Annotated in this window: 20 protein-coding genes and 2 tRNA genes; 15 read left to right on the top strand and 7 right to left on the bottom strand. The window is 42.3% G+C overall.

The window, feature by feature from the left end; all coding sequences use genetic code 11:
- Nucleotides 1-25: 25 nt before the first annotated feature.
- The 3 genes from ABD894_RS05195 to ABD894_RS05185 are packed head-to-tail and all read right to left on the bottom strand — an operon-like array spanning nt 26 to nt 4,152.
- Nucleotides 26-2,182, bottom strand: coding sequence for a sensor histidine kinase (locus ABD894_RS05195; protein ID WP_345209928.1), 2,157 nt, complete (start codon nt 2,180-2,182; stop codon nt 26-28).
- Between the two features lie 57 nt (nt 2,183-2,239).
- Complete coding sequence (locus ABD894_RS05190) at nt 2,240-3,349, bottom strand: Rv1355c family protein (protein WP_345209927.1); 1,110 nt, start codon at nt 3,347-3,349, stop codon at nt 2,240-2,242.
- A 2-nt stretch (nt 3,350-3,351) separates the two neighbouring features.
- Nucleotides 3,352-4,152 carry a hypothetical protein gene (locus ABD894_RS05185; RefSeq protein WP_345209926.1) on the bottom strand — a complete coding sequence of 267 codons (801 nt, stop codon included), beginning with the start codon at nt 4,150-4,152 and terminating at the stop codon, nt 3,352-3,354.
- 176 nt (nt 4,153-4,328) lie between these two features.
- Between ABD894_RS05185 and ABD894_RS05180 the strand changes: the two genes are divergently transcribed.
- From ABD894_RS05180 to ABD894_RS05130, 11 genes are all read left to right on the top strand, one after another.
- Nucleotides 4,329-4,793, top strand: coding sequence for a response regulator (locus tag ABD894_RS05180; protein WP_345209925.1), 465 nt, complete (start codon nt 4,329-4,331; stop codon nt 4,791-4,793).
- A 349-nt stretch (nt 4,794-5,142) separates the two neighbouring features.
- Entirely contained in the window at nt 5,143-6,024 is an 882-nt protein-coding gene (locus ABD894_RS05175; protein ID WP_345209924.1) for a hypothetical protein, read from the top strand.
- 563 nt (nt 6,025-6,587) lie between these two features.
- On the top strand, nt 6,588-7,199 hold the full coding sequence (locus ABD894_RS05170; RefSeq protein WP_345209923.1) for an RNA polymerase sigma factor: 612 nt from the start codon (nt 6,588-6,590) through the stop codon (nt 7,197-7,199).
- A gap of 91 nt (nt 7,200-7,290) precedes the next feature.
- Nucleotides 7,291-8,463 (top strand): FecR family protein, encoded by a 1,173-nt coding sequence (locus tag ABD894_RS05165; RefSeq protein WP_345209922.1) that lies wholly within the window; start codon nt 7,291-7,293, stop codon nt 8,461-8,463.
- Between the two features lie 203 nt (nt 8,464-8,666).
- Nucleotides 8,667-12,065: a TonB-dependent receptor gene (locus tag ABD894_RS05160; protein ID WP_345209921.1), complete on the top strand. Its 3,399-nt coding sequence runs from the start codon at nt 8,667-8,669 to the stop codon at nt 12,063-12,065.
- 18 nt (nt 12,066-12,083) lie between these two features.
- Nucleotides 12,084-13,691 (top strand): RagB/SusD family nutrient uptake outer membrane protein, encoded by a 1,608-nt coding sequence (locus ABD894_RS05155; RefSeq protein WP_345209920.1) that lies wholly within the window; start codon nt 12,084-12,086, stop codon nt 13,689-13,691.
- Nucleotides 13,692-13,709: 18 nt separating this feature from the next.
- A complete protein-coding gene (locus ABD894_RS05150) occupies nt 13,710-14,876 on the top strand; it encodes an IPT/TIG domain-containing protein (RefSeq protein ID WP_345209919.1) in 1,167 nt (388 codons plus the stop codon).
- Nucleotides 14,877-14,893: 17 nt separating this feature from the next.
- Nucleotides 14,894-15,775 carry a glycoside hydrolase family 16 protein gene (locus ABD894_RS05145; RefSeq protein WP_345209918.1) on the top strand — a complete coding sequence of 294 codons (882 nt, stop codon included), beginning with the start codon at nt 14,894-14,896 and terminating at the stop codon, nt 15,773-15,775.
- A 238-nt stretch (nt 15,776-16,013) separates the two neighbouring features.
- Entirely contained in the window at nt 16,014-16,919 is a 906-nt protein-coding gene (locus tag ABD894_RS05140; protein ID WP_345209917.1) for a glycoside hydrolase family 16 protein, read from the top strand.
- A gap of 425 nt (nt 16,920-17,344) precedes the next feature.
- A complete protein-coding gene (locus ABD894_RS05135; protein WP_345209916.1) occupies nt 17,345-18,667 on the top strand; it encodes a cytochrome ubiquinol oxidase subunit I in 1,323 nt (440 codons plus the stop codon).
- A 9-nt stretch (nt 18,668-18,676) separates the two neighbouring features.
- Nucleotides 18,677-19,699, top strand: coding sequence for a cytochrome d ubiquinol oxidase subunit II (locus tag ABD894_RS05130; protein ID WP_345209915.1), 1,023 nt, complete (start codon nt 18,677-18,679; stop codon nt 19,697-19,699).
- A gap of 397 nt (nt 19,700-20,096) precedes the next feature.
- Here the strand turns inward: ABD894_RS05130 and ABD894_RS05125 are convergent.
- The 3 genes from ABD894_RS05125 to ABD894_RS05115 form a co-directional block, all read right to left on the bottom strand.
- Nucleotides 20,097-20,181 (bottom strand) — tRNA-Leu (locus tag ABD894_RS05125).
- 52 nt (nt 20,182-20,233) lie between these two features.
- Nucleotides 20,234-20,306: transfer RNA gene (locus ABD894_RS05120), tRNA-Gly, on the bottom strand.
- A 103-nt stretch (nt 20,307-20,409) separates the two neighbouring features.
- On the bottom strand, nt 20,410-20,892 hold the full coding sequence (locus ABD894_RS05115) for a regulatory protein RecX (RefSeq protein WP_345209914.1): 483 nt from the start codon (nt 20,890-20,892) through the stop codon (nt 20,410-20,412).
- Nucleotides 20,893-20,952: 60 nt separating this feature from the next.
- On the opposite strand from ABD894_RS05115, the gene ABD894_RS05110 reads away from it, so the two are divergent.
- The 4 genes from ABD894_RS05110 to ABD894_RS05095 all read left to right on the top strand — a co-directional run bounded on the left by ABD894_RS05110 (nt 20,953) and on the right by ABD894_RS05095 (nt 25,300).
- On the top strand, nt 20,953-23,418 hold the full coding sequence (locus ABD894_RS05110) for a bifunctional UDP-N-acetylmuramoyl-tripeptide:D-alanyl-D-alanine ligase/alanine racemase (protein WP_345209913.1): 2,466 nt from the start codon (nt 20,953-20,955) through the stop codon (nt 23,416-23,418).
- Nucleotides 23,419-23,441: 23 nt separating this feature from the next.
- Nucleotides 23,442-23,786, top strand: a complete 345-nt coding sequence (locus ABD894_RS05105; protein WP_345209912.1) for a hypothetical protein — start codon at nt 23,442-23,444, stop codon at nt 23,784-23,786.
- Between the two features lie 132 nt (nt 23,787-23,918).
- On the top strand, nt 23,919-24,572 hold the full coding sequence (locus ABD894_RS05100) for a hypothetical protein (RefSeq protein WP_345209911.1): 654 nt from the start codon (nt 23,919-23,921) through the stop codon (nt 24,570-24,572).
- Between the two features lie 134 nt (nt 24,573-24,706).
- Nucleotides 24,707-25,300, top strand: a complete 594-nt coding sequence (locus tag ABD894_RS05095) for a DUF502 domain-containing protein (protein WP_345209910.1) — start codon at nt 24,707-24,709, stop codon at nt 25,298-25,300.
- Nucleotides 25,301-25,320: 20 nt separating this feature from the next.
- Here ABD894_RS05095 and ABD894_RS05090 read toward each other — a convergent pair whose 3' ends face one another.
- A complete protein-coding gene (locus ABD894_RS05090) occupies nt 25,321-26,547 on the bottom strand; it encodes a TCR/Tet family MFS transporter (RefSeq protein ID WP_345209909.1) in 1,227 nt (408 codons plus the stop codon).
- Nucleotides 26,548-26,603: the final 56 nt, after the last annotated feature.

Genomic DNA, 26,603 nt, shown 5'->3' with positions numbered 1-26,603 from the left:
TATTAAATTAAAAAAGTGTTATCAACTATTGGTTTATTGGTACTGGTCCAGAAAAAATGGGGATTTCCAGGATAAATTCGGTGCCTTCACCTATAGTACTGGAAACACTGATTTTTCCATTGTGTTTTTTTATAATGTTGTATACGATAGACATGCCCAAACCGGTTCCTTCACCAACCTCTTTTGTGGTGAAAAACGGTTCAAAAACTTTCTGTTGTGTTGCCGCGTCCATTCCCACTCCGTTATCTTTTATAGCTATCCTTATATAGTCGTTATCAAGGGTGGTAGTGATGGTTATTTCACCGCCATCCTGATCGCCGAATCTTTTTTGGATAGCATAAATAGCGTTGGAAATAATATTCAGGAAAGCCTGGTTCAGTTTACCCGGATAGCATTCGGCATTAGGCAGGTCTCCGTAAACTTTAACTATCTTTATTTTATTGTGCAACAGGTGCTTGGCCAAAAATATGGTAGAATCCAATCCCTCGTTAATATCCGCGCTCTTAAAATCATCCTCATCCAGCCGCGAAAAAAAGCGCAGCCCTTTCACAATCTCCGCCGTTCGTTGCGCACCTTCGTTGATACCATTGATCAGGTGTTTGATCTCCTCGGTTAGATAATCAAGATCAAGCTCTTCTTTGTAGGCCTTGATCTTTTTTTCTTTCTCGGCAGATGTCAGGTCCGACAGGCCAACCGATTCAATGGTTATCAACGCGTCCATCATCATATCGATATCCCGTTTTAAAGGGTTTACGTTTGATGTGACGAAATTGATAGGGTTATTTATCTCATGCGCAATGCCTGCAGTCAACTGACCAAGGGATGCCATTTTTTCGGCCTCTACCAGTTGAGCCTGTGTTTGCTTCAGGTCTTTAAGTGTGCTGTTCAGTTCGAGATTGGCTTTGCTTAAAGCGGTTGTACGTTCGGTTACTTTTAGTTCCAATACTACATTTTGCTCTCTAACTATCTGCTCGTTGTGCTGAACCACCCGCAGAACTTCGGCTTGTGTTTTTTCCTTTTCAGCCTTTAATATATTTATCCGGTCGGCAAGTGCTAACGACAGCAGGATCACTTCCATGGCTGCACCAATAGGCATAGTGTAATTGGTATAACTGTTGTAAGGCAGTACACCCAGGTTACGCATTACAAACAGTACCACGCCGGTGAAAAACATCGTCCAGGCCAGTAAAAAGAATTTTGCGGGCCTGTAGCCTTTGAACGAAAGCCTGATGATTACGATATAAATGCTTACCGTTACAACCAGGGCGCTCACATCCGTCATCCGGTAACTAATGAGGGAGTAACCCATCAACCGCACTACAATGGTGGCCGCGTATAGCAGGGCAATGAATATAAATACCTTGGCCATTCGGGGCATTTTTTCTTTTATCCCCAAAAATGACTGCGCGAACAAAGCAAAGCTGATACCCCCCAACGCGTTGAAAACGATAATGCCCATATTAAACAAGGTAGGAGAATTTGGAAAGAGGAAACGGTAGGTATAACCCGAAAGGGAAGTTTGCGTTAACGCTATAAAAAAGGCGTAAAGCACATAATAAAGGTAACTAATGTCTTTTGTGGAAATAAAAACAAAAGTGTTGTAGAAGATCATCACCAGTAGTACCCCTACAAGCAGGCCCCAAAGCAGGTCGCGCGTTAATTTGGTTTCGGCTATATGCTGTGGTGTGCCTAATACAAGCGGCAGCACCATCTGTTCGTTACTTCTCACTTTTAGGTAGAATGTAGCAGTGCTGTCTTTGGGGATGTGGATATCGAAAATGAAATCCTGGTGCTTATATTTTCGCTGGTCAAATCTATTTCTGTCGCTCAACGCGGTAATGCCAAAGCCGTTTTTCAAGGGATAGTAAAACTCGCATACTTCGAGGGTAGGATACTCCAAACTGAGCAGTAATTGTTTGGCATCGCTCTCGTTCTTAATAGTAAACCGCAGCCAAAACACCGATGTGCTGAGCTGCATATTAGGAACTTGTGTTTGCGATTGAACAAATTTGGATGAGTTGCGTACCGATTTAAGATCCATACGCCCGGTACTATCCTCCAAAATGGATACCTGTTTGCCGATTACCTCATTTTCGCCTTTAAAAACTATGGTTTGCTGTGCTATTGCCTGGTGCAGGCATATCATAGGAAGAAATAACAGGCAAAGCCAGAACTTAGTCATAATTGCAGAACTTTAGATATTACAAGGTTTAAACGGGTAGCGGGTGCCTTAGGTTGGCTATTGATCGCTTATTATTTCATCAAGGTCGATATAGTACCTGCCTGAATCGTGGAATTGGTTAAGCAGGATACGTCTGCTAACATCGGTTGTAGCTGCACCACCCAATGTAACGGATGAAGCTAACTGCGGCCAGGTATTGATCGTTTTCCTGATCTCCAGCATAGATGATTTCAGCCGGGCCGACATGGTTTCGGCACCTACTATTTTCAACACATAAGGAATTTTCTCCTGGTTGCTGAGGTTTTTAATGCTTTCAGGATCAAGGCCATCGGCAAGTCCGTGCAATACAGCCCTGTTCGGCTCCAAATCAAAGCGCTCAATATCCAGCATACCACGGTCGTTCGTATCCATAATTACCGGTATTTGCAAATCACGGGCTTTATAACGACTGATTATTTTAATATCCAGGCCGTCGCAAACCTCCACGAACAGATCCAATTTGCCACCACCCAGAAAAAAATCATCCATATTATCTTCCTGCAAACCATCGCTGAAGATCTTCACCTTTAAAAATGGATCTAACTCCAATATTTCTCTCGCCGCTATAACGGTTTTGTTCACACCCAGATGATGGGTACCGGTTCTGATGCGGTTGAGGTTACTCAGTTCGGCGGTATCAAAATCTGCCAGCCTGAGCTCGCCGCAGGTACGTTCCATAGCTATGGTTAAAGCTATTGACTGGCCTACCGACAAACCTACAATACCGATCTTTTTTGTTTTGAGGATGTGCTGTTCCTCTGAGGTGATCTTGTTCCGGTTTCGGTTGGTGCGCACTTCAATAAATTCGTCTTCATCTAACAGATGTACCAGCCTGCGGCTCCAAGGATAATACACCCAAACACCGTATTCCGAGATGTCTTTTCCGGATAGATGCTGGTCTATCAACGCCGGATACTCTTCATCGCTGATCATTAAAGAAGGATTCTTGCTTTTTACCAGTTCCTGAAGCTGCCCGTAAATTTCGTCGCAAACAAAATAAACTGACTGATTTTCGAACAACAGATCGAAGTTTTTCTTATCAAGAGGATTGCCCAACCTGAATATGAGCGGTTGATAATCGTTCTTTGTATCCTTGAACGCCTTCAAAAAATCTGGTATATTGTTCATGTTTATCCTTGGTTAATAACGGCTCCGAAATGGGATGTAGCCCCTATGGCCGATTCGATGGCCCAGGCTAAATTCCATTGATCAAGTTTAGGGATTTGAATTTTAAAATCAATACTGATTTCCCGATTTTTTAATTCGTTTATGCTTAGGTTATTGGGGCCAATTCTGAGTCTTTCTATCATCTCACGATCCTCCTGTTGTGCCTTACGCAGGTCATTTGTATCTTTCAGGATCATCGCGGTAGCTATCAAATCCAATTTTGGATAATAAAAGGTACCTCTGTTACCGATGCTTTCAACCAGTTCCATCCCGCAGTTCACTACAGGTTTAACGGTATATGGCGCGCACAATGCAAAGAGCGAGTGGATACCCAGTTGTGAGGCCATCGCTATCAGTGTTCTGATCAGCAAAGGTGTTCCTATACCATAGCCGGCCAGCGTTTGTGAATTCCACAAACCACATATTTCCCCGGTGCCATGAAGCGCCTGTTTTTTAACCAGTTCATAAATACTCGGATCCATTGCACCTGTGGCCTGTTCAATGGGTAAAGCCTCCGTGCCGCCTGCTACCTGCACTCTTCCGCCGCCGAATACCTCACTGCCGTTCAGGGATTCAACGATGATGACAAATGAATTTGGGTTTATAGCCCAGGCGTTTTTGGAGGAGGTAACTTTGGTAACACCAATGCTGGTTAAAACCTGGGTATGGCCCGTGATAAACCGTTCGCAGGTTTCCGGTTCGTCAATTGCCCTGAATGCCCTGATCCTTACGTTGGGGCCTTGTTTTGTTCCTTTATCTGTCATTAATAAACGTTCAATGGATATCTTAATTAACTGCAAAATTATCCATTATGGCAAAGCTACGGGGTAATGAGTACAAAAAACAACTTTACAGTAACAATACGGTAAAAATAAGACGACACGCTGACCAAATAACTTACAATGCTTAACTTTACAGCAAGTAAAATGAACGATGCCGTATGACAGAAAAGAAGATCACTGTGCTTTATGTGGATGATGAGGAGAATAACCTCTTTTCTTTTAAAGCGACGTTCCGGATTAAATACAATGTACTAACCGCGTTGAGCGGAGATGAGGCGCTAAAAATACTTGCCGAAAAACCTGTAGATATTGTGATCACCGACCAACGTATGCCGGAAATGACAGGCGTAGAGTTTTTAGAAAAAGTGCTTCAGCAGTTTCCTGACCCTATGCGGATACTGCTTACCGGGTATGCCGATATGACCGCCGTGATAGACGCTGTAAACAAAGGAAAAATATTCCATTACCTGGCCAAACCATGGAATGAAGCAGAACTTGACGAAACCATCAAATCGGCCTATGCAAAATACCTCGAAAAGGCGGAGCTTAAAGACATCAACGAAAAACTGGAAGTATCAAATGATCAGCTTGAATTTTTGTTGAGGCAAAAATTGCTTTCCTGAATTAATGGTCAACGATATAAAAGAGTGTCGGCAATAAAGTAGCGATACGAAATATGAATTTCCCAATATCATATACAATGTAAGGTGCAATGCTGATTTTAAGACTGAAATTCACAAACTGTAAATTACATATTGAAACCTAATTAAGTATAATTAACTGCATGTTAAAACGGGCAATGCCTGTTTCATTTATAATGTAGATAAAGGCGCGATACCGTTATGCGGTTAACAAATTGGGCGTGTGATTATATTACAAGGATAAGTGGACTTGTAGGGGACCAAAATAAGACTAACAGAACTGGTCAAAAAGAATGACACGGTTCCGAATAGTATGGCCTACATTTAATATATGAGAAAGTTGCGTGCCTGCCTGCTGTTGCTCGGCCTTATCGCCATTGATGCCTGTAAAAAAGACAAAGTGAAAGAAGAGACTGAAGACCCGGTTGTGCCCGACGTATTCAGGATCAAGTCAATTACGCAGGCTACGTTGCCGGAGCCAACGCAGACCCATACTACAGATTTTGTTTACGAGGCCGGTAAACTCATGAAAATAGCTAACACGCCTTTTGTGAACGGCAAACCCGGCGCAATATCCACGGTTGATATAGTTTACAAGAACGACCGGGTTGATAAAAGAATAACCTTTCAGGGCGGTGTTTTTCCAAGAGAATATACCGAACAATTCAATTATGATGGGAGCGGACGTGTGAACCATATCGATTATATTCCCAAATACAAAGACTTACCCGATGGAAGTAAAGTGCCCAATGGCGATGTGGAATACAGCGAAATATTTACTTACAACGCTGCAGGAAAGATGACTATGCTTGATAAATTTTATCCACTTATCGGCACTCCACCAATAACGGTACATTACCGTACGGCTTTTGAATACGATGCACAAGGATTATTAAAGAAAGCCATAGCTTACACCAATGACGATCCCGGTAATGGCACGTACATTCTTTTTGAAAGTTTTACAGAGCCAATCAGTATCGATCCATGGGCCATCACTTATCCGTTGGAGTTTAATATGCACCCGATATTACTTACACAGGTAGGGCGTTTACCCAAAGCGATGAAGTTGTATTACACCAAAGACGATGTTGATCACCAAAGTTGGGATTACGTTTACACATTTACCGATAAAAAGTTGATCAATATCCAGGTTTCCTATCGCTATTATCCTAACTATCCATTCTTGTCAACTGTGGATATTGCTTATGAGTAAAAAGATTCATCCGGATAATTAGCAAAGCCAACGTATCGTAGCATATTAGAAAAAGAACTTTATATATAAATTAATACTTTATGATCATTTTTAATGTGATTGTAAGTGAATTTAGGTTCAATTTTTATAAACGAAGACAAGCCAAATTTGACTTATACTATTTTGTAGGCATTAAAAAAGGAAACAACGACCATGTGTTATTTCCTTTTTTACTCAGAGCGGGAAACGAAACCGGTTCGTAATATTTTTATATACAGGTATTTATCTATGTAAATTTTAATTACTCTACGAATCACTCACTGATTCCAGTTATTTCTAAATCATGGTTTAAAGATAACTAATGCTATAAAATCAAAACATAAAAATATCGTTTTTCTTATCGGTTACAGGTGTCAAATGGCGTGAAGATCGTAGATTGGAGTAAAGGTGTGTTTTCAACTTTTACAATGGTCTATTATCTTGTTTAGAGATGGCGCTCTGAGGTATTTATTTATTCTTAAGATTTTCTATTTAAATTTCGATATTATTGTTTTTCCAATTATTACCGTCTTATTATCCCTAACGTGTCGGCAACTAATCATTTTGAAAGCGAAAATGGTATTCTGCAAAAGATAGCAGCAGGGGATGAACTGGCATTTCAAATTCTCTACAATAAAAATTTTGACCGGATAGCGAGGTTTACCTATAAGATATGTAAATCTGATATGGTAACGGAGGAGATCGTGCAGGATGTTTTTTGTAAGGTATGGCAAAATCGTCATGATTTAGCGCACGTAAATAATATTGAGGCCTATCTCTTTTCCATAGCCAGGAATAAAACCATTGATTTCCTGCGCCGCCTGGCAATTGAAACAAGTATCATTCAAAACTTGCGCATGCAAATTGATGAAGCGCAAAATTCAGTCGAAGAGCAGCTTGATGCAGACTCTTTAATGGCTGTAATTAATGAAGCACTAAGCAGTTTATCGGTTCAAAAACAACAGATTTTCGAATTGAGCAAGCTTCAGGGCTTAAGCCATGATGAGATCGCTGAAAAAATGCATCTTTCAAAAAGCACTGTGAAAAATCATCTTTCCGAAACACTGAAGCACCTGAAAAAATACATCCTTAATAATCCTAAGAACAGTACACTTATTTCTTTGTACTTGATCATGGCTGCTTATTTGGAACAATAATTTTTTTTCAGGCAGTACGATTTCCATTTTCCACCGTCATCAGTATATAAACCGAAATTGCTGAGTGACTCCGCGCAATTTTAAACCCTTTATGAACATGATTAATGATCGTCAAAGATTACACTATCTGCTTGATAGGTATGCTGAAAATAACTGTACACGTGAAGAGTTGCTTGAACTTTTTACACTGATGAGCAATACTGGCGACGACGAATCACTTAACCAATCTTTAGAAACCGTATGGCAATCTCTTTCAGCAACAGATAAAATCCCGAACCTTGACCGCGATAAAATATTTGAAAACGTGGTGGCAAGTTCGGCCGTGCGACAAATGCATACAAAACGCAGGTGGATGAAATACGCTGCCGCGGCCATTTTATTGATTTCGGCATGTATCGGTCTGTATTTAGGTAACCAAACATCAATACGTGATAACCATGTCGTTAACGCGAAAAAAACGGTTAGTCAACCCGATCGGGATAAAGCTGTATTAACATTAGCTGACGGTTCAAAAATTCCTTTAAACAGTAAAGGGACCGGCGTTATTGCCACCCAGAATAAGGTTCCCGTTAAGAAACTATTGAACGGCGAAATTGCTTACCAGCCGAATGACGAAATAAAACCACAGGGTGGAAGTTTTAATACCCTTACAACGCCCCTGGGAGGGCAGTTTGCAATCACCCTGGCCGATGGTACGAAGGTTTGGCTGAATGCCATGTCATCCTTAAGATACCCGGTTACGTTCAGCGGCGTAGAGAGAATAGTGGAGCTTATCGGCGAAGGCTATTTTGAGGTCGCCAAAAATAAAAGCATGCCTTTTATTGTAAAGGTGAACAACAGCGAGGTGAAAGTGTATGGTACGCACTTTAACATTATGGGTTATGCCGGTGAAGATAATACAGGTGTAACGCTGCTGGAGGGCTCGGTTAAAATTACGAACGAAAATATCAGTAAAATGCTGCTTCCCGGGCAACAGGCCGTTATAGAGAATCATAACATTGCCATTAAACCTGCGGACGGCGATCAGGCAATCGCTTGGAAGAACGGCAAAATTAACTTTGCCCACGAACGCATCGAGGTGATCATGCGCAAACTTTCGCGCTGGTTTGATATCGATGTTACCTACCAGGGCAAAATAACACGTGAAGGCTTTGTCGGCACACTGCCGCGGACAGCGGACCTTAAAGAAATATTAGAAAAATTAGAATTAACCGGGCTTGTACATTTTAAAGTAAATGGAAGGAGTGTTACTGTTATGCCATAAATTTTACTTTCCACTTTATCGGCATATCTAAAAAAGCAAACCCGTTACGCTGCGAACGTTCCGGGTTTAGTTAAGATTTTCGCTGATATATAATTGAGACCAATATAAACCAATTCTAAAAACCTTAATATTTCAAATATATGAAATTTTATGCGCTACCATCGTGTAGGCTGTCTCCGTTCACCCATAAATTTTTACTGGTTATGAGATTGTCTCTGCTTTTGCTCATTACTATAATGCTGCGGCCTTCCCATGCGGCCCTGGCACAAAAGGTAACTTTAAACTATCAAAAAGTCCAGTTCTCTACCGTTATCAAAGATATCGAGCAGCAGACCGGTTACGTATTCCTGTATACCGATGAAATGCTTACAGATGCTAAAACCGTTGACGTTAACCTGAAAAATTCGACACTCGACCAGGCACTTAAGGCCGTTTTTGAAAACCAGCGATTGACCTATACCTTAAACGGACAGACCGTTGTTATTCAAAGAAAACCGGCCACAATAGATAATAACGTTCCCCAAACGATACGGGGAAAAGTTATCGATAATAAGGGGCAGCCTATACCCGGCGTTACGGTGAAGGTAAAAGGCACTGCGATTGTGGCCATTACCGATACCCATGGTAATTATGCCATTACCTTCGATGTTGAAAATGCTTTATTACAGTTTAGTTTTGTTGGCTATGCGGGGCAGGAAGTACCAGCTGCCGGCCAACAAGTTATCAACATTATCCTGCTTGAGGAGGTCAGGTCGCTATCTGACGTAGTAGTTATTGGTTACGGTACCCAGAAGCGGGAAGATATCAATGGCGCCGTGGCATCGATAAAGGCTGCTGACCTTGCCAACACGCCGCAGCCCAGCATCGACCAGCTATTACAGGGTAAAGTATCTGGGGTGACCATTACCCAAAATTCCGGTGCGCCGGGTAGTAATACCTCGGTTCATATCAGGGGCATAACGTCTTTACAGGGGAATAATGAACCGTTGTATGTTATTGATGGTGTACCAATTTCCGGTGATGCCACCAATTATAGTACCAGTGGCCGGTCTCCATTACAAAGCGCCAATGTAAGCAGTGGTACTGAAGAAACTGCGGTAAGCCCATTATCATTGATCAATCCAAATGACATTGCATCAGTGGATATTCTGAAAGATGCATCAGCTACGGCAATTTATGGCAGCCGGGCATCGAACGGTGTTATCATCATTACCACAAAACGCGGTAAAAGCGGATCGGCAAAGATTACATACGATGGGTATGCCGGCTTCCAACAACCTGCCAGGTATCTAGAAATGATGAACCTTAAGCAGTATGCAACGCTGCATAACGCTATCGCGCCACAATTCGGCGTTAAACCCAACCCGCAGTTTGCGGATCAGAGCTTATTAGGCGAAGGCACGAACTGGCAAAAAGCCATATTCAGGAGTGCGTCGATGCAAAGCCATCAGCTATCGGTATCGGGGGGCGCGGATGCGGCTAATTACTATATTTCAGGCAGCTACCTGGATCAGACGGGTATGGTAATCGGTTCGGATTTTAAACGCTATACGATCCACACTAATCTTAATGGCAAAGTCGGCAACTGGTTCGATATCGGTACCTCAATAAATGCCAGCCGCACCAATGAAAATACCGTTTTGAGCGATAATACCGGTATTATCTATAATGCGCTGTTAAATACGCCTGACCTGCCGGTAAGAAATGCGGACGGATCTTTTGCCGGGCCATTCTCTTATCAGACGGGTGCGGTAATTAACCCCGTGGCGCAGGCGCTGAGCATCACCAATAACCTCATTCGTAATAAAATTAATGGAAACATCTATAGTGATATCCGCTTTTCTAAAGACCTCGTATTGAGATCTGAGATAAACGGCGATTTCAATTTTACAAACAACGTGTTTTTTAACCCTTCTTACACCTGGGGCGAGTTATACAGTAACCTGACGGCAACCTTAAGCGAGTTATCTACCAATAATTCATATTGGGGCTGGAAGGAATACCTAACCTATACCCACATATTTAAATCGAAGCATAATTTAACGGCTTTGCTGGGGCATGAGCTGTCGGAGTTTAATTATAATGGAATGTCGGCCTATGTACAGGGTTTTTACAGTAATGATATCCATACGCTGAACCTTGGGGATGCTGCGACAGCACGTAACGGCGAATTTAAAGGCAGCGGATCCCTTGAATCATTATTTGCCAGGTCGATATATACCTATAACGGCAAATACAGTCTGACTGCTACCATACGTGCTGACAAGTCATCCAACTTCGCAGATTCCCATAATGTAGGTTATTTTCCTTCCGTAGCGGCTTCATGGCGAGTTTCCGACGAGCCTTTCATGAACGGTGTTCAGCAGCAAATAAGCGGACTTAAACTGCGCCTGGGATATGGACAGGTGGGTAACCAGGATATTCCCGGATACCTTTTCGGGACATCATTGGTAACTACGCCTACCGGTTTGGGTACCGGGTTTTTCTATAATAACTTTTCTAACCCTAATCTTACCTGGCAAACCTCAATACAAACAGATGTAGGTGTAGATTTCTCGTTATTCAAGAACCGTATCAGCATCGTATTCGACTGGTATAATAAGACCTCGAAAAACTTTTTGTTCCAGCAGCCTTTACCTGGGTACATTTCAGGTGACCAGAATTATCTGGGTGGCATAAACCCGCCTTATATTAATGCCGGAAAACTGAGTAATAAAGGTTTTGAATTCAGCATAAACTCAAAAAATATCCAGAGTAATAATGTCAAATGGGAATCGACTATTATCTTTTCTCATTACACCAACAAAGTGATTTCACTTGCTAACAATAGCGGCCCCATCATTGGCAGCGCCATTAACGGGTTTTTAAACCTGCCGGTTTCCCGGACGGTGGTCGGCGGGCCCATCGGCGAATTTTATGGCTACAAGTCGTTGGGTGCCTTTAAAACAGATGAACAATTGAGAAATGCACCTATTCAATTCGGGCAGCCTGTCATCAATCAGACATCCGGAACCTGGCTTGGTGATTTACAATATGAAGATCTTAATCATGACGGAGTAATTAATGAGAAGGATCAGGCAGCGATCGGTAATCCCAACCCGAAGTTTACCTATGGCATCACCAATAACATTTCTTACAAATCCATTGAACTTTCAGTTTTCCTGAACGGATCCTACGGCGCCAAGATTTTGAATTTGCTTAATCGGACTATAGGCGGTCTTTCCGCACTCTATCAAAATCAACTTGCCTCCCAGTCAAATTTCTGGACACCGCAAAACCCCGGATCAAATATCCCTGCGCCAAAAGGGGGGACGAGCAATGCTAATCTGGTTATTTCTGACAGGTTTATAGAAAGCGGCTCATACCTGAGGATACAGACATTGAACCTCGGGTACCGTTTACCCGCAAAATGGATCAGTAAGGTAAAACTTAGCCAGTTTAAGGTATTTGTCAGCGCCCAGAACCTGTACACTTTCACCTCTTATAAAGGCTACGATCCGGAGATCGGCTCGATGAACCAAAATGTATTTCTAACCAATATTGATAATGGGCGAAATCCTATACCAAGAACATTTACCGCCGGTATAAACGCTACATTTTAATTAAATAATTACGTAACCATGGAAAGAAATTTTAAATATATTATCCTTATAACTTTGATTTTAAGCTTTACAGCAATCAGTTGTAAAAAGGATTTCTTTAACAGGCCGCCGGAGGCAGCACTTACGCTCGAAACCTTTTACAAAGATGCAACGCAAATAAAGGCGAGCACAACGGCACTATACGGAACACCCTGGTTTAACTGGAACAACCAGGTAAGCTGGGCTATTGGCGATATGTACGGCGGTAACAGCCGCTCTTATTCGAGCGACGTTTTTAACTTTGGCAATTTTTCCGTCAATGCTGATAATAACCTGGTTGTAAAAGGCTGGAACTCATTATTCACGGTTGTTGCCCAATCAAACGCTGTGATCAATAACTTGAAAACGGTACCTGCCGGAGTTTCTGTTGACGTTGTTAATAATGCTTTGGGGGAGGCTCACCTCATGCGGGCCCTTGCTTATTTCAATCTTGTAAGGGTTTGGGGAAATGTCCCGATCATTGAAAATAACCTGGACCATATCACTGATTTTCAGCTTAACACAAACCCTGTCGCTGATGTCTATAAGTTTATTATCAATGATCTGAAATTTGCGGAAGCTAACTGTGTACACATGATCAGGAACGGCTCTTCCCAGGCGCAGGGGCGCGTATCCAGTGGGTCTGCTTCAGCCATGCTGGCAAAGGTTTATCTTTATATGGAAAATTATGCTGATGCACGTGCCGAAGCGGAGAAAGTGATCAACAGCGGGGAGTTTAAACTTTACGGCCCTAATGCAGGTGAAGTAAACGGGAAAACCTACAACGACCTGTTTAAAACTGCTAATAATAACAATGAAGAATCAGTAATAGCCCTGCAATGGGCAGGTGGCGCTCCGTTTGGCCGCGGTAATTCTATACAATCATCTTTCGCTTACAGCTCGGTACTTACCGGAACCGGAGACGGTTATGGGGTTGTGGGGCCTACGGTTGATTTGCAAAGGGCTTATGAGCCGGGCGATGAGCGCAGGTATGCCACCATTATGCTGGCGGGCGCTTACTACCCTAATCTCAATCAGGCATCGGGTGGCTATACCGTACCAAGTAACGTCAATGCACAAGATTCCAGGGCGGCCCTTAAAAAATATGTTGTAGGAACCCCTGCCGACAACGGCGGCATCGGTGCGCAATTTTCTACGGGCAACGTTACCTACATCATGCGCTATTCGGAGGTTTTACTTATCGAAGCCGAAGCGGTTTTGGCAGGGGCTCCAAGCACATCTGATCCTGCGGCACTGGTTCCCTTTAACAAAGTGCGGCTTAGGGCAGGCTTAACCGCCCTGCCTACCTTAACCCAGGCCAATTTAATGCATGAAAGGCGAATTGAACTTGCCATTGAAAGCGATTATTGGTTTGACCTTTACAGGTTGGACGGCTGGGCCGGAATAACCGGTAACCAGCACACCAAAGCGATAACCGTTATCAAAAATCAGTTAAGGGGCATTTACAGCGCCAATGTAAGCCCTATATATTATGCCCAAAATACAGAGGTGCCGGATAATAATGATTTTGTGTTTCCGTATCCAACAATCGAGACGGCTCAAAACCCTAAGCTATTATTGCCTCCTGTCCCTTATGATTTTAAATAGACATTAAAAATATTCAGCATGAAATATCAAAAAAATCAACCAACACTGCTCATACTGGCCTGCTGTATGAGTGTTATCTTATGGTTCAGCGCTTGTAAAAAGGACGGTAATGGGGCTGCCCCGGTAATCACGCGGGTGAGGACGGTTGCCAAGGATACGGTCATTAATAATGTGATACAGCGTATTACATTGGATTCCAGTATTAATATAACCGCAATAAGCAGTATCAAACAAGATTCTACCGTAATTTCGGGTGGGTTAAATGGTTTGTATGCTATTATCGGCGATCACTTGTCTACAACATCTTCAGTGGAATTCAATGGTCAGTCCGTTTACTTTAACCCGGCACTTGTTACCGATAAAACGATTATCGTGGCTATTCCCCTTAATGCGCCATGGGGATCAGGGGTTTCCAACACCCTGACCGTTGTCACAAAATACGGGAGTGCCGGTGTTCCGTTTACCATTCTGCAGCCAGCTCCGGTCATCACCTCATTGTCTCCCTTATATGCCGGTGCCGGGGATATTATTACAGTTACCGGTACAACGTTTAACGAAGTAAGCAGTGTGAAGATCGGCACAACGCCTGTGGATATTGTCGGCACGTCAACGCCGACCCAAATACAGATCAAGGTGCCCGCCGGCGATGTGCAGGGTTTCATAACTGTGACTACGCCTGGCGGAACCGCGACCTCACCTGTCGCTTATGGTTTTAAGCTGGTAGTGTATGACGATGCGCTTGCCAATGGATGGTGGTCAGGGGGCTGGAATGGCGGGGATCATCCGGCGTTTGACAATACATCGCCGGTCTTAAGGGGAACCCACTCCGTCGCGATCACCTATACCGGGGGCTACGCAGGCTTCCAGATCGGCAACGGCGGGGCACCGATCAGCCTCATCCCGATGACGGCACTTAAAATATCAATTTATGGCGGACCGGGCACGGACGGCAATATACTCCGAGTTGCTATTGAAGGCCCGGATAAGAACGGGCACCAGGTAACCATCAAGAACAGTCCGCCGGATGGGGTAAATGTTACCATCAGGGAGGGCCAATGGCAAACCTTTACCATCCCGATCAGCCAGTTCGGCACGGGACCTGTAGAAGTACAGCAAATCATAGTGCAGGAACTTAGCGGAGCTTCTAACGAAACGATCTATATCGATGATATCGGATTCATATAAAACCCAATTACCCCGGTATGCCTTCAACAGCTGCCGGGGTGGATGTAAATGCAGCAATTAATCCTACTAATATTGATTTTATGAATTGTTTATTATTAATTAATAGAATAAAGTACACTGCCCTGCTGGCAATGATTATTTCAATTGTTGATGCCAGTAGCAGTCAAGCCCAGGGTAGCTTAAGCGATTCGTCAAAAACATACGCTTTAATATGGCATGATGAATTTGACGGGGAAACGATCAATCCATTGCTTTGGAATTTCGAGATCGGGAACCTTGGCACTAATCATGAAAAGCAGGCTTACAAAGCTGAAAATGCAACTGTAAAAGGTGGTTTTTTAACGATCACCGCAAAAAAGGAAAGCGCATACGGCCAGCCATATACATCATCAAGGATAAATACAAAAGGAAAATTTGCGATACCGGGAGGGAGGATCGAAGCCTACATCAAATGCCCGATGGGCAAAGGTCTTTGGCCTGCCTTCTGGATGCTTGGTTACGATATTGAAGAAGTAGGATGGCCAAAGTGTGGCGAGATAGATATCATGGAGCACGTGAATGCGGACACCATTGTTTACGGGACCATCCATTGGGATAAAAATGGCCATGCGATGTACGGAATTAAAGCACCGACAACGCCGGGCGAGTTTCATTTATACGCTGTGGAATGGGATAAGGATGAAATTTCCTGGTATGTCGATAAGACCAGGATCGGCAGTTCGAATATAAAAAACGGGATCAATAACACCGGCGTTTTTCGACATCCGTTTTATATACTTTTTAATTTTGCCGTTGGAGGCGATTTCCCGGGTACCACTACGTCGGTCGATGAAAGCCTGCTTCCGGCAAAGATGGAGGTGGATTATGTACGCGTATATGAGATCCGCCGGAACCGTTAGCCGTTACCGCATGAAGGGTACGAAACCGCCCTGGGTTATTTTCATTCAGGATGGTTGGGGAGTCTTCGGATAAGCAACGACGAGCCATCAAATTTTCATAACCAAATTAACAGTATAAGCCATCTGCCTTCTCACAAATGGGAGGGATTCAGACTGGTTATGGATTGCCCTATGCGTCAATTTGGCCTCATGCTTCACAAGAAATTAATCAATTTACTAACCAAATTATAAGCAAAAAATGAAAAAGAACATTAGAACTTCAAAATTGATGATTGTTGCAACTTTATTGATTTGCTTCGCATCATGTAAAAAATTAGTATCTCAAACACCATCAGACCATGGGTTTATCAGTAAACCCACCGTTATAAAAACAACGGCCGACGTATGGACCGAAATTTTCAGAGATGACTTTAATACGCTAAACACAGCTAATTGGACAGTGACTAATCGAGTAGATTACAATTCATCCTACTGTACGTACAATTCCGCCAATATTACTATCGGCAGTTATGATCAAACCAGTTGCCTGGTACTTACAGCCACCAAACCGGGAGCAGCCAATGCTTATACATCGGGGCATATAAAATCGGTGTCTACCTTTAAACCTCCTGTCAATACGAAATACTGGATCAGGGCCCGTATAAAATTAATAGCAATTGATGGCACCGTTTATAAATCTTTTAAGCAAACCTATGGTGTATGGCCGGCATTTTGGATGACCAATGAAACAAACTGGCCGGTGAACGGAGAAATTGACATTATGGAAGGCTATTCCAAAGGTGGCACAGAGAAATATGCAAGCAATTTATTTTATGGAACCGCCGCTGGCGTGAATCAGTTAGGTAATACTTGTGAAAGTCCGATCAGTTCGGGTGATGGATGGCATAACTATGATGTTTTCTGGATCAATAATGCGGGGGTTATGACATTAGTTATTCAGTTGGATGGCGTTACACAGACTACCTATACAAATTCCAGTAACCCTAATTTAAATTTGCAAAACTTTAGCGCCCATAATATCCTGTTTAATCTTTGTGTAGGTGGGCCGCCAAATGATGCAATATTCAACAATGCCAATATTAATGTAATGAGTAAAACGATGATGTGGGTTGATTGGGTATCGGTTTCCAGTTCTCCGCTGTGATAAATCTCAGTTGAATAATGATAAAGGTTGACGGCAATTGCCGTCAACCATCTTTACAGAAAATTCAAGGCTGGCGTTTTTTGTTTTACCATACTACCCGTGTTCCGGCAATCTGTATGGATAAAACTCAATTGAAACAGCATGAAATTAAAATTTTACTTTAACTGTTACACTGAATTAGTTTGTGAAATTGGAATTTACCTCCGAAATGAAATGTTGTTAATGAAGCGTTTTACTCGCAGGTGAAATATAGAGGCACGGTTACTCTGATTAAATCACTTTTCTACTGCTTTTAAGTTTTAATTTGTAAGCGAGCAGCTTGTATAGTAATATAATTACTAATCGACTGTCATGTTTAAAATTTAAGGTAAGTGGGGGCTAATTCTATCCAATGTTTTAACCAACTTTGTGCATAGTTAAATTACATGGATAATTTTATAGCCGCCCGTTCACAAATGGCCCTTTCGCTGGGTTTTCATATTGTTTTTTCATGTATCGGCATGGTAATGCCATTTTTTATGGCCGTATCACATTTGATCTGGCTTAGAACCGGCAACCCGAACTATAAAAATATTACCAAAGCCTGGAGCAAAGGTGTTGCGATATTTTTCGCGACCGGTGCTGTTTCCGGAACAGTGCTTTCATTTGAACTTGGATTGTTATGGCCCGAATTTATGAAGCATGCCGGACCGATATTTGGAATGCCCTTTTCCCTCGAAGGAACCGCGTTTTTTATAGAAGCGATAGCGTTGGGTTTTTACCTGTACGGCTGGGACAGATTTAACCGGTGGTTCCATTGGTTTACAGGCGTTATTGTTGGCGTTAGCGGTTTGCTTTCCGGTATCCTTGTGGTGTCGGCAAACGCCTGGATGAACAGCCCCAAGGGTTTTGATTACGTAAACGGAAAGTATATAAACATTGACCCGATAGCTGCCATGTTTAATGACGCCTGGTTTTCGCAGGCATTGCACATGTCGCTCGCTGCATTTGCAGCTACTGGTTTTGCTGTAGCAGGTGTACACGCATTAATGATCATCAGGAAGAATAATGTTGTTTTTCATCAAAAAGGATTTAAAATTGCTGCGTTGTTTGCTTGTGTAGCCGCATTATTGCAACCGCTTAGCGGTGATATATCTGCAAAAGATGTTGCTAAGAGACAGCCGGCTAAGCTGGCAGCCATGGAAGCACACTTTGAAACTGAAAAAGGCGCGCCCTTTATATTGGGTGGTATTCCTGATGAAAAAGAAAAGAAAGTTAACTACGCGATAAAAATCCCCGGTGTTTTAAGTTTCCTGGCTCACGGCGATTTTAAAGCCGAAGTAAAAGGCTTGAACAGTATTCCGGAAAATGAACACCCGCCGATCGCTATAACGCATTTCGCGTTTCAGATAATGATTGGTTTGGGTGTGTTAATGATGATCACCGCGGTGATTTACTTTTTTGCACTTTGGAAGAAAAAGGAATGGCTGACAAAAGAATGGCTGCTTAAGCTATTTGTTATCGTTACCCCTATGGGGTTTTTGGCTGTTGAAGCCGGCTGGACAGTAACAGAGGTGGGGCGACAACCCTGGATTATTTACGGGGTGATGAGAACCGCCGACGCGGTTACACCAATGCCCGGCATAGCTTATTCATTTTATGTTTTTACTTTGGTATATGTATCTCTGGCTGTAGTGGTAACCTTTATGCTTTACAGGCAAATTAAAATGGTAAATATACTTTATGATGTTAAGGAGGGCGTTCAATAATATAAAATTATGCTGTATATAGTTATTGGTTTTCTCTGGACATCTATACTTCTTTATCTCCTGTTGGGTGGCGCTGATTTCGGTGCCGGAATTATCGAACTTTTCACCGGTAAAAAAGACAGGCAACAAACCCGTAAAACGCTTTATAAGGCAATAGGGCCTATTTGGGAGGCAAATCATATGTGGCTCATCATCGCCATTGTTATCTTGTTTGTCGGGTTCCCGGTTATCTATTCAACCATGTCTATCTATCTTCATATCCCATTAACCATAATGCTGTTAGGGATAGTAGCCAGGGGCACCGCATTCTCTTTCCGCAATTATGATGCTATTAAAGATGATATGCAAATGGTATATAACCGGATATTTGCTATCTCCAGTTTTATAACGCCGCTGTTCCTGGGTATTGTGGCCGGGAGCGCCGTTTCCGGGCAAATTGATTTGTCGTCGCATGATTTCCTTAACGCGTACATTTTTAGCTGGTTCAGCTGGTTCAGTTTTTCAGTAGGGCTTTTTACGGTCGCTATCTGCGGATTTTTGGCGGCAGTTTACCTGATCGGGGAAACAAAAATAAAAGAAGAGCAAAAGCAGTTTAGAAAGATGGCCGTATCCATGAACATTGCCGCAGTGATATGTGGTGGTTTGGTCTTCCTTTCTGCCAGGCTGAGTAATATTCCTGTCTACACCTGGATATTTGGTAACAGTATTGGAATAACCGCTGTTATAGCAGCTACTATTTCACTTATACTTTTATGGTATTTGATGATGCAAGGAAAAACCATCATTTTACGTTTCCTTGCCGGATTTCAAATAGCGATGATCTTGTTATCAGTAACGATCAACCATTATCCCAATATAGTGATTCTAAAAACCGGTCATCTTTCGCTGGTTGAGCTTCGTGGTCATGACAAAACGATCGAAGCATTAGGTACGGCACTATTGCTCGGGAGTGTGTTTATTTTGCCGGCGCTTTTTTACCTCATTTATAGCTTTCAAAAAAGAAAGGATAGTTCTTACAATCCTGATCACTGATCTTGACAGATCCATAGTGATATTCACAATCTTTTGTGATGATCTACCCGCTTGTTTTAACTTTTTACCCGCATCTTTTGATACAGGGGACAACTTTATACCACCGGATAGAGAAATTCTGTATGGCTGTTTCAGACAAGAAATCTTTTGACTCTAACTGGGATTTATCGTAACCGGATGGAGCAAGGTTCTTCTACCGGAATTAAATTTTTAACTGCCTATTTTCTGACGAACGGACATCGGTAAATTCAAAATATTCTAAAATTTTTTCCGGTAGGATTAAACGGATAAGAGTTTCGTATGCCGTTGACAAATTCAGCTTGATCCAATTTCGCCCATTATTTTTTCGTCAATAAAAAAGCGATTAGTGTCTTTCACCTAATCGCTTTTTTTCAAGTACTCAGAGCGGGAATCGAACCCGCACTCCGTTTACGGGAACAGGATTTTAAGTCCTGCGTGTCTACCAGTTCCACCATCTGAGCAGGTGTCTAAACCTTTTAAAAATAAATCCCTTCATTTAACCGAAGGGATTTGAGCGAAAGACGAGATTCGAACTCGCGACCCCGACCTTGGCAAGGTCGTGCTCTACCAACTGAGCTACTTTCGCGTTGGTGTTTCAAACTTTAAACGAGATGTTTGCTGTTTGTGGGTGCAAATATAGAGAGAAAACTATTCCCTGCAAGCAAAAAATGCAAATATTTGAAAGTTTTTCATAAGTCGCTGACTTTCAAAATGCCCGATATCGCGTCACTTTCAAAACCACGTGATAAAGCATATTGTTGTAGTTTATAACGACGTTTAAACTTGTCTTTCTCCTTTATCAGGCTGGCCTTTTTCTCTAAAATATGAGTTAGGGTGCTTAAATAATCGTCCTCATCAATATCCAACAGCGCCTTTTTGATCAATACATCGGGCACACGTTTCAATTTCAGGCCCTGTTTTATCTTTATTTTACCCCATTGTTTTTGGTTGAACTTACTGCGGGCATAAGTTTTGGCAAAACGCTCTTCGTTCAAAAAATTATCGGTGATCAGCTGGCTGATGATGTGCTCAATGGCATCGGTCCACAAACCCCATTCATACAGTTTATCGCGTACTTCCTGCTGCGAGCGTTCCTGGTAAGCACAGTAGCTTTCGGCTTTGGCAAGGGCCACTTTTTCGTCGGTAATTTTTATAGCGTTCGGGCGTTCCATTCAAACCAAAATTCGCTAAAATTCTTGTATGTACAGAAATATAAGCAAATTCGTACCACTATGCACAAAAGCCGTTATACCTCCAGCCAAATAAAACAAATAGTAAACGCTACAGGCGAAATAGTTAACGACAACAGCATCAATATACTGCTTACCGATAGCCGCCGAATCAGCAACCCATCAGGCGGATTATTCTTCGCGCTGAGCGGCAGGCGCAACGGGCACGAGTTTATTGCCGAAGCTTATAATGCCGGTGTGCGCGACTTTATTTTGAAGCAGCAACCCGAGGGCTATTTCCCCGAAGCTAACCTGTTGGTGGTTGAAGATGTGCTGATGGCGCTGCAAAAGTTGGCGGCATATCATCGTTCGCAATTCAACTTACCGGTAATTGGTATAACGGGTAGCAACGGTAAAACCATTGTAAAGGAATGGCTTTATCAATTACTTAGTGCCGATAAAACCATTGTACGCAATCCTAAAAGTTATAATTCGCAAATTGGCGTGCCGCTTTCTGTATGGCAAATAAACGACAGGAATGATCTGGGTATCTTTGAAGCCGGTGTATCCACCACAGGTGAAATGATCCGGCTGGAGGCTATTATTAAGCCCGAAATAGGGATACTTACCCACATAGGTTCCGCGCACGACGAAGGTTTTAATGATCGTGAGGAAAAGATCAGCGAGAAATTAAAGCTATTCGCCAATTGCCGTTTACTCATCCACAATTACGAGCAGTTGCTGGATTACCAGGAAGAGATAAAAACACCCGAACGCTTTATATGGAGCCGATTTTTTAACCAGGCCGATCTGTATGTGTTCAGCGAAACCACTATCGAGAAGAATTATTACCTGCGGGCCATTTACAAGGGCGAGGAGATAGAATGCCTTATCCCGTTCAGGGATGAAGCTTCTATTGAGAATGCCATTGTTTGCTGGGCAACCATGCTGGCTATGGATTACAGCCCGGTAACGGCCGACGAGCGCATAGAACGTTTGGCCCCCGTGAGCATGCGTTTGGAGCTGAAGAACGGCATCAACGATTGCTCGGTGATTGATGATACGTACAATTCCGATATTCAATCGTTAGAGATAGCCCTGAACTTTTTAAACCAGCAAAACCAGTATCAGAAAAAGACATTGATATTGAGTGATATTTACCAGTCGGGTTTGCAGCAGGATGTATTATACAAGCAGGTGGCCGACTTGGTAAAAGCCAGGCAGGTTGATAAGTTTATCGGGGTAGGGGAGGCGTTGGTGGCACATCAGCAATATTTCGATATTCCGGAAAAATATTTCTTTACCGATACCATTACTTTAATTAAACAGCTTAATAATTTAGGATTCAGGCGTGAAACGATCTTACTTAAAGGATCGCGTAACTTTGAGTTTGAGCGCATAAGCCGGGTGTTGGTACAAAAGGCACACGAGACGGTGATGGAAATAAACCTGAACGCGCTGCTCAATAACCTCAATTTTTATCGCTCCAAACTAAAGCCGGGTGTAAAGGTAATGGCCATGGTGAAAGCGTTTTCGTATGGCAGCGGTACCTACGAACTGGCCAATATGCTGCAATACAATAAAGTTGATTATCTGGCTGTTGCTTATGCCGACGAAGCCGTGGCATTGCGTCAGGCGGGAATAACGCTGCCTTTAGTGGTATTGAATACGGAGGTAAGCGCGTTTGAAAAACTCACTGAATTTAAACTGCAACCGGTATTATATAGCTTCGGTTTATTTGAAGAATTTGTGAAATATGTTCAGGATAGCAACATTTTTAACTATCCTATCCATTTAAAAATAGACACGGGCATGCACAGGCTCGGTTTTGAAGACTATGAGATTGAAACTCTGTGCGATATGCTGGAGGATAATCCTTACGTGCGCATCCAGTCGGTATTTTCGCACCTCTCGGCCAGCGACGCGGCACAGCACGATGAGTTTACTCAAAAGCAAATCAATACTTTTGAAACGGCATTTAAACAAATAGAAGAGGTGCTTGGCTACACCGTGATCAAGCATATTTGCAATACATCGGGCATCATCAGGTGGCCGGGTGCACAGTATGACATGGTGCGGGTGGGCATTGGTTTGTACGGAATTGATGCCGCTGTGCCCGCATCTGATGCCTCACTGCAACCTATCGGGAGTTTAAAAACGAGTATCTCTCAAATTAAAAAAATAGCTGCCGGTGATACTATCGGCTACAACCGGAATGGTACTTTGAGCAAAGATGGCCGCATTGCCACGGTTCGTATAGGCTATGCCGATGGTTACCTGCGGGCGTTTGGCAACGGGGTAGGCACCATGCTGGTAAAGGGCGTAGTTGTGCCAACGGTAGGCAATGTATCAATGGATATGTGTATGATTGATGTGAGCGAAGTGCCCGATGTAAAGGAGGGCGACGAAGTGATCGTATTTAATGAAAAGCAAAGGATAGAAGAATTAGCCGCCCAGATAGGCACTATTCCATACGAGATATTAACTAACGTTTCGCAACGGGTAAAAAGGGTGTACTTTTACGAATAAAAGAAAAATTTAATTTATAAATAGTGAAGAAACTAATTTTTATCGCAATACCCCTGATGTTCTTATTTGCCTGCGGCGGCAATAGTAACGTGAAATATTCTTTTGCCCCCGATACCCTTACCAAGCAAAAAGCATTGCTGCTAACCTTTGATTATATAAGGCGGGAAACGAACCCTAAAGACTCCATTACATTCAATCAAGAACCGGAGAAAAGCGTAAAGCAAATCAATGATTCGGTTTTTTATGTGGACAATTATTTCGACCGGACTAATGAACTTAAAGAAAAGAAGCATGCGTCTTACACCTGTTACGTTATTCATCATACAGGTTATACAACTGTTGATTCGCTTAAAATAAAAGATAGATAGGCACGATAAACTATCTGTTAAATGCCTGCTGTTCGTAAAAGATTACATTTTTTCTTTCTGGAATTAATAATTGACATGAAAAAGTGTTTTAAGAACTATTTTAAGATAATTTAATTCAGCACACTGCGCAAAATGGATAAAAGATTTATTTCGTATGAAGGACTTCCAATCAAATCAGGTGGGGCACACAAGATAAACAATGGTTCAGGTCCAAGAACGTATTATTTACTTTTAGGATTTATTGAAAAGTTGACGAATAATCCTGATCCGGAATGCATTCTTGAGCTAAATGTATCCGATAAAAAAGTAGGTTTAAAAGCAACGATTTTGTATCTGATTAGAAATTTTGGATTGCCTGTATGGTCTCAAACTAATTACTTATCAACAAGTGAGTTTGTATGGAAATTTTATGTGAGAAAAAAGCATATAAATAAGGCCCTTGATATTGAAAATAAATTTGCAAATGTTACACTTTCCGCAATGTGGAGATTTAAATTTATCAATCCGGAAACTGGAAAATTATTGCATGATCAGGATAGCATTCCAGTAGTGGATAATAGAATTCACAATTCACAAATCTATCTGAGGTTATCAAAAGATATCACTGTTTCGTTATGGTTTACATTGCCGTTTGCTGATTTAAATGATGAAGCAGTTGAATATATTAAATTGTTAAAAGTCAGCCTTCCGGTTCATGTTTCTAATAATCATTGGAAAATATGGAAATTCTCAAAAGACCATTTGACTTCTCGAAAACTAAATATTTCCATAACTGATGCTGAATAATTTTCACTTAGATATCGATTAAAAAGAGAATTATTGATTTAAGCTAATAATTAGCGGCTGATTGCAACCCTTCTGCTTTTACTTCTTCAATTAAATTTAAAAGAATGTACTTTTGCGGTTATTAAACAATTATCATGAAGAGGTTAGGACGGGCTTTACTTAATTACTTTGTTAAGGGAATGCTCATTGTGGTGCCGCTTGGCGCCGCCATTTTTTTAATGTTTTGGGCGGTTTCATCTATTGATAATGCGTTAAACCTAAGCGATATACTATGGACCGATAAGCACGGCAAACCGGTTTATATTCCGGGTTTGGGTATCGTTAACGTCATCGTTATTATTATGCTGGCGGGCATTTTGGTAACCAACGTAATTACCGATCCTATAAAACGCTGGCTTAACCGCTGGGTAAACCGCCTGCCTATCTTTAAGTTCCTGTATTCATCTATAAAAGATCTTACCGAAGCTTTCGTGGGCGAAGAAAAGAAGTTCAGCGAACCTGTTTTAGTAGAAGTAAATGAGTTCGGCCTGAAGAAGATTGGCTTCTTGGTAAAGAAAGATCTTAAATCACTTGATCTTCCCGGCGATGTAGCGGTATATTTTCCGTTATCCTATTCGTTTGCCGGGCAGGTGATCATCATAGCTGCCGATAAAGTTAAACCCATTAACAAAAGTGCCGCCGAAGTAATGAAATTCGTGGTGTCCGGCGGCGTGAGCGGGTTAGATTAATATGCTGTAATCAGCGCTTATTACGCTTTCTCTTTTCTGAAACTTCTGATGGCCAGTATCGCGCTGATCAACATTAGTATTGATGCTACGTAATAAGGTGCGCCGGGTAAATGTACAGGCGCTTTAGGGCTGGTAAAGTAATAGAATATGTAGGTCATAAACCACGGCCCGAATATCGAACTCAAACTCATTAAGCTGGTAAGTCCACCCTGTAGTTCACCTTGCTCGTTTGCGGGTACCTCATTGGTCATTACGCCCTGCAATGCCGGGCCTGCTATACCGCCAAGGGCATAAGGCACCAGGTAGGCAAACATCATCCAGCCATGGTTAGCCGTACCGAACAAGAACATCCCTACCGCATATAACAATAAACCAATCCAAATACTTTTTTCCTGCCCCAGTTTAGGTATAGCTATCCTTATCAGACCGCCTTGCACCAAAGCAACCATCAGGCCTACAAAACCTAAAGAGTAACCAACTGTGGCCTCATTCCATTTAAATTTTTCCATGGTGTAAAAGGTCCATACGCTTTGTACGGCATGCCCCGCGAAGTATACGATGAACAAACAAACCGCGAGACCTATAACCGCCGGATACTTTTTCAGTTGTAACAAGCTGCCCAATGGGTTCGATCTTTTAAGATCAAGCGGGCGGCGATGTTCTTTATCTAATGATTCGGGCAAAATAAAGAAACCGTAAGCCGCATTTAACAAAGCCAAAGCAGCCGCGGCATAAAACGGATAGTGCGTATCTATCTTACCCAAAATGCCACCTATAACCGGGCCTATTATAAAACCCAAACCGAAGGCTACGCCAATCATCCCAAAGTTTTGCGCGCGTTTTTCGGGCGGACTAACATCGGCAATATAGGCCGACGCCGTGGTGAAACTCGCGCCGGTAATACCTGCTATAATACGGCCAACAAACAGCCAGCCTATAGTTGGCGCAAAAGCCAGGAAAAGATAATCGATGCCGAAGCCAAGCAGGGATAATAACAATACCGGTCTACGACCGTATTTGTCGCTCAAGTTACCCACCAATGGCGAAAACAGAAACTGCATTACCGCGTAAGCTACCAGTAACAGCCCTGATATTCTGGAGGCTTCGCTGATATTGCCGTGTATGAGTTTCTCTATCAGTTTCGGAAAAACCGGAATAATGATTGCCAGGCCAATAACGTCAATTAATAATGTTACAAAAATAAAGCCTAAAGCGGCCTGGCGTTTCTGTTGTACAGGTTGATCCATAACCTGCAAAGTAATAAACTAAAAAGTAAAGTTTTTTGATAAAAATTATTTAATTT

It is taken from the genome of Mucilaginibacter gynuensis, from assembly GCF_039541195.1.
Lineage (GTDB): Bacteria > Bacteroidota > Bacteroidia > Sphingobacteriales > Sphingobacteriaceae > Mucilaginibacter > Mucilaginibacter gynuensis.
This window is presented reverse-complemented; position numbering and strand designations above follow the sequence as displayed.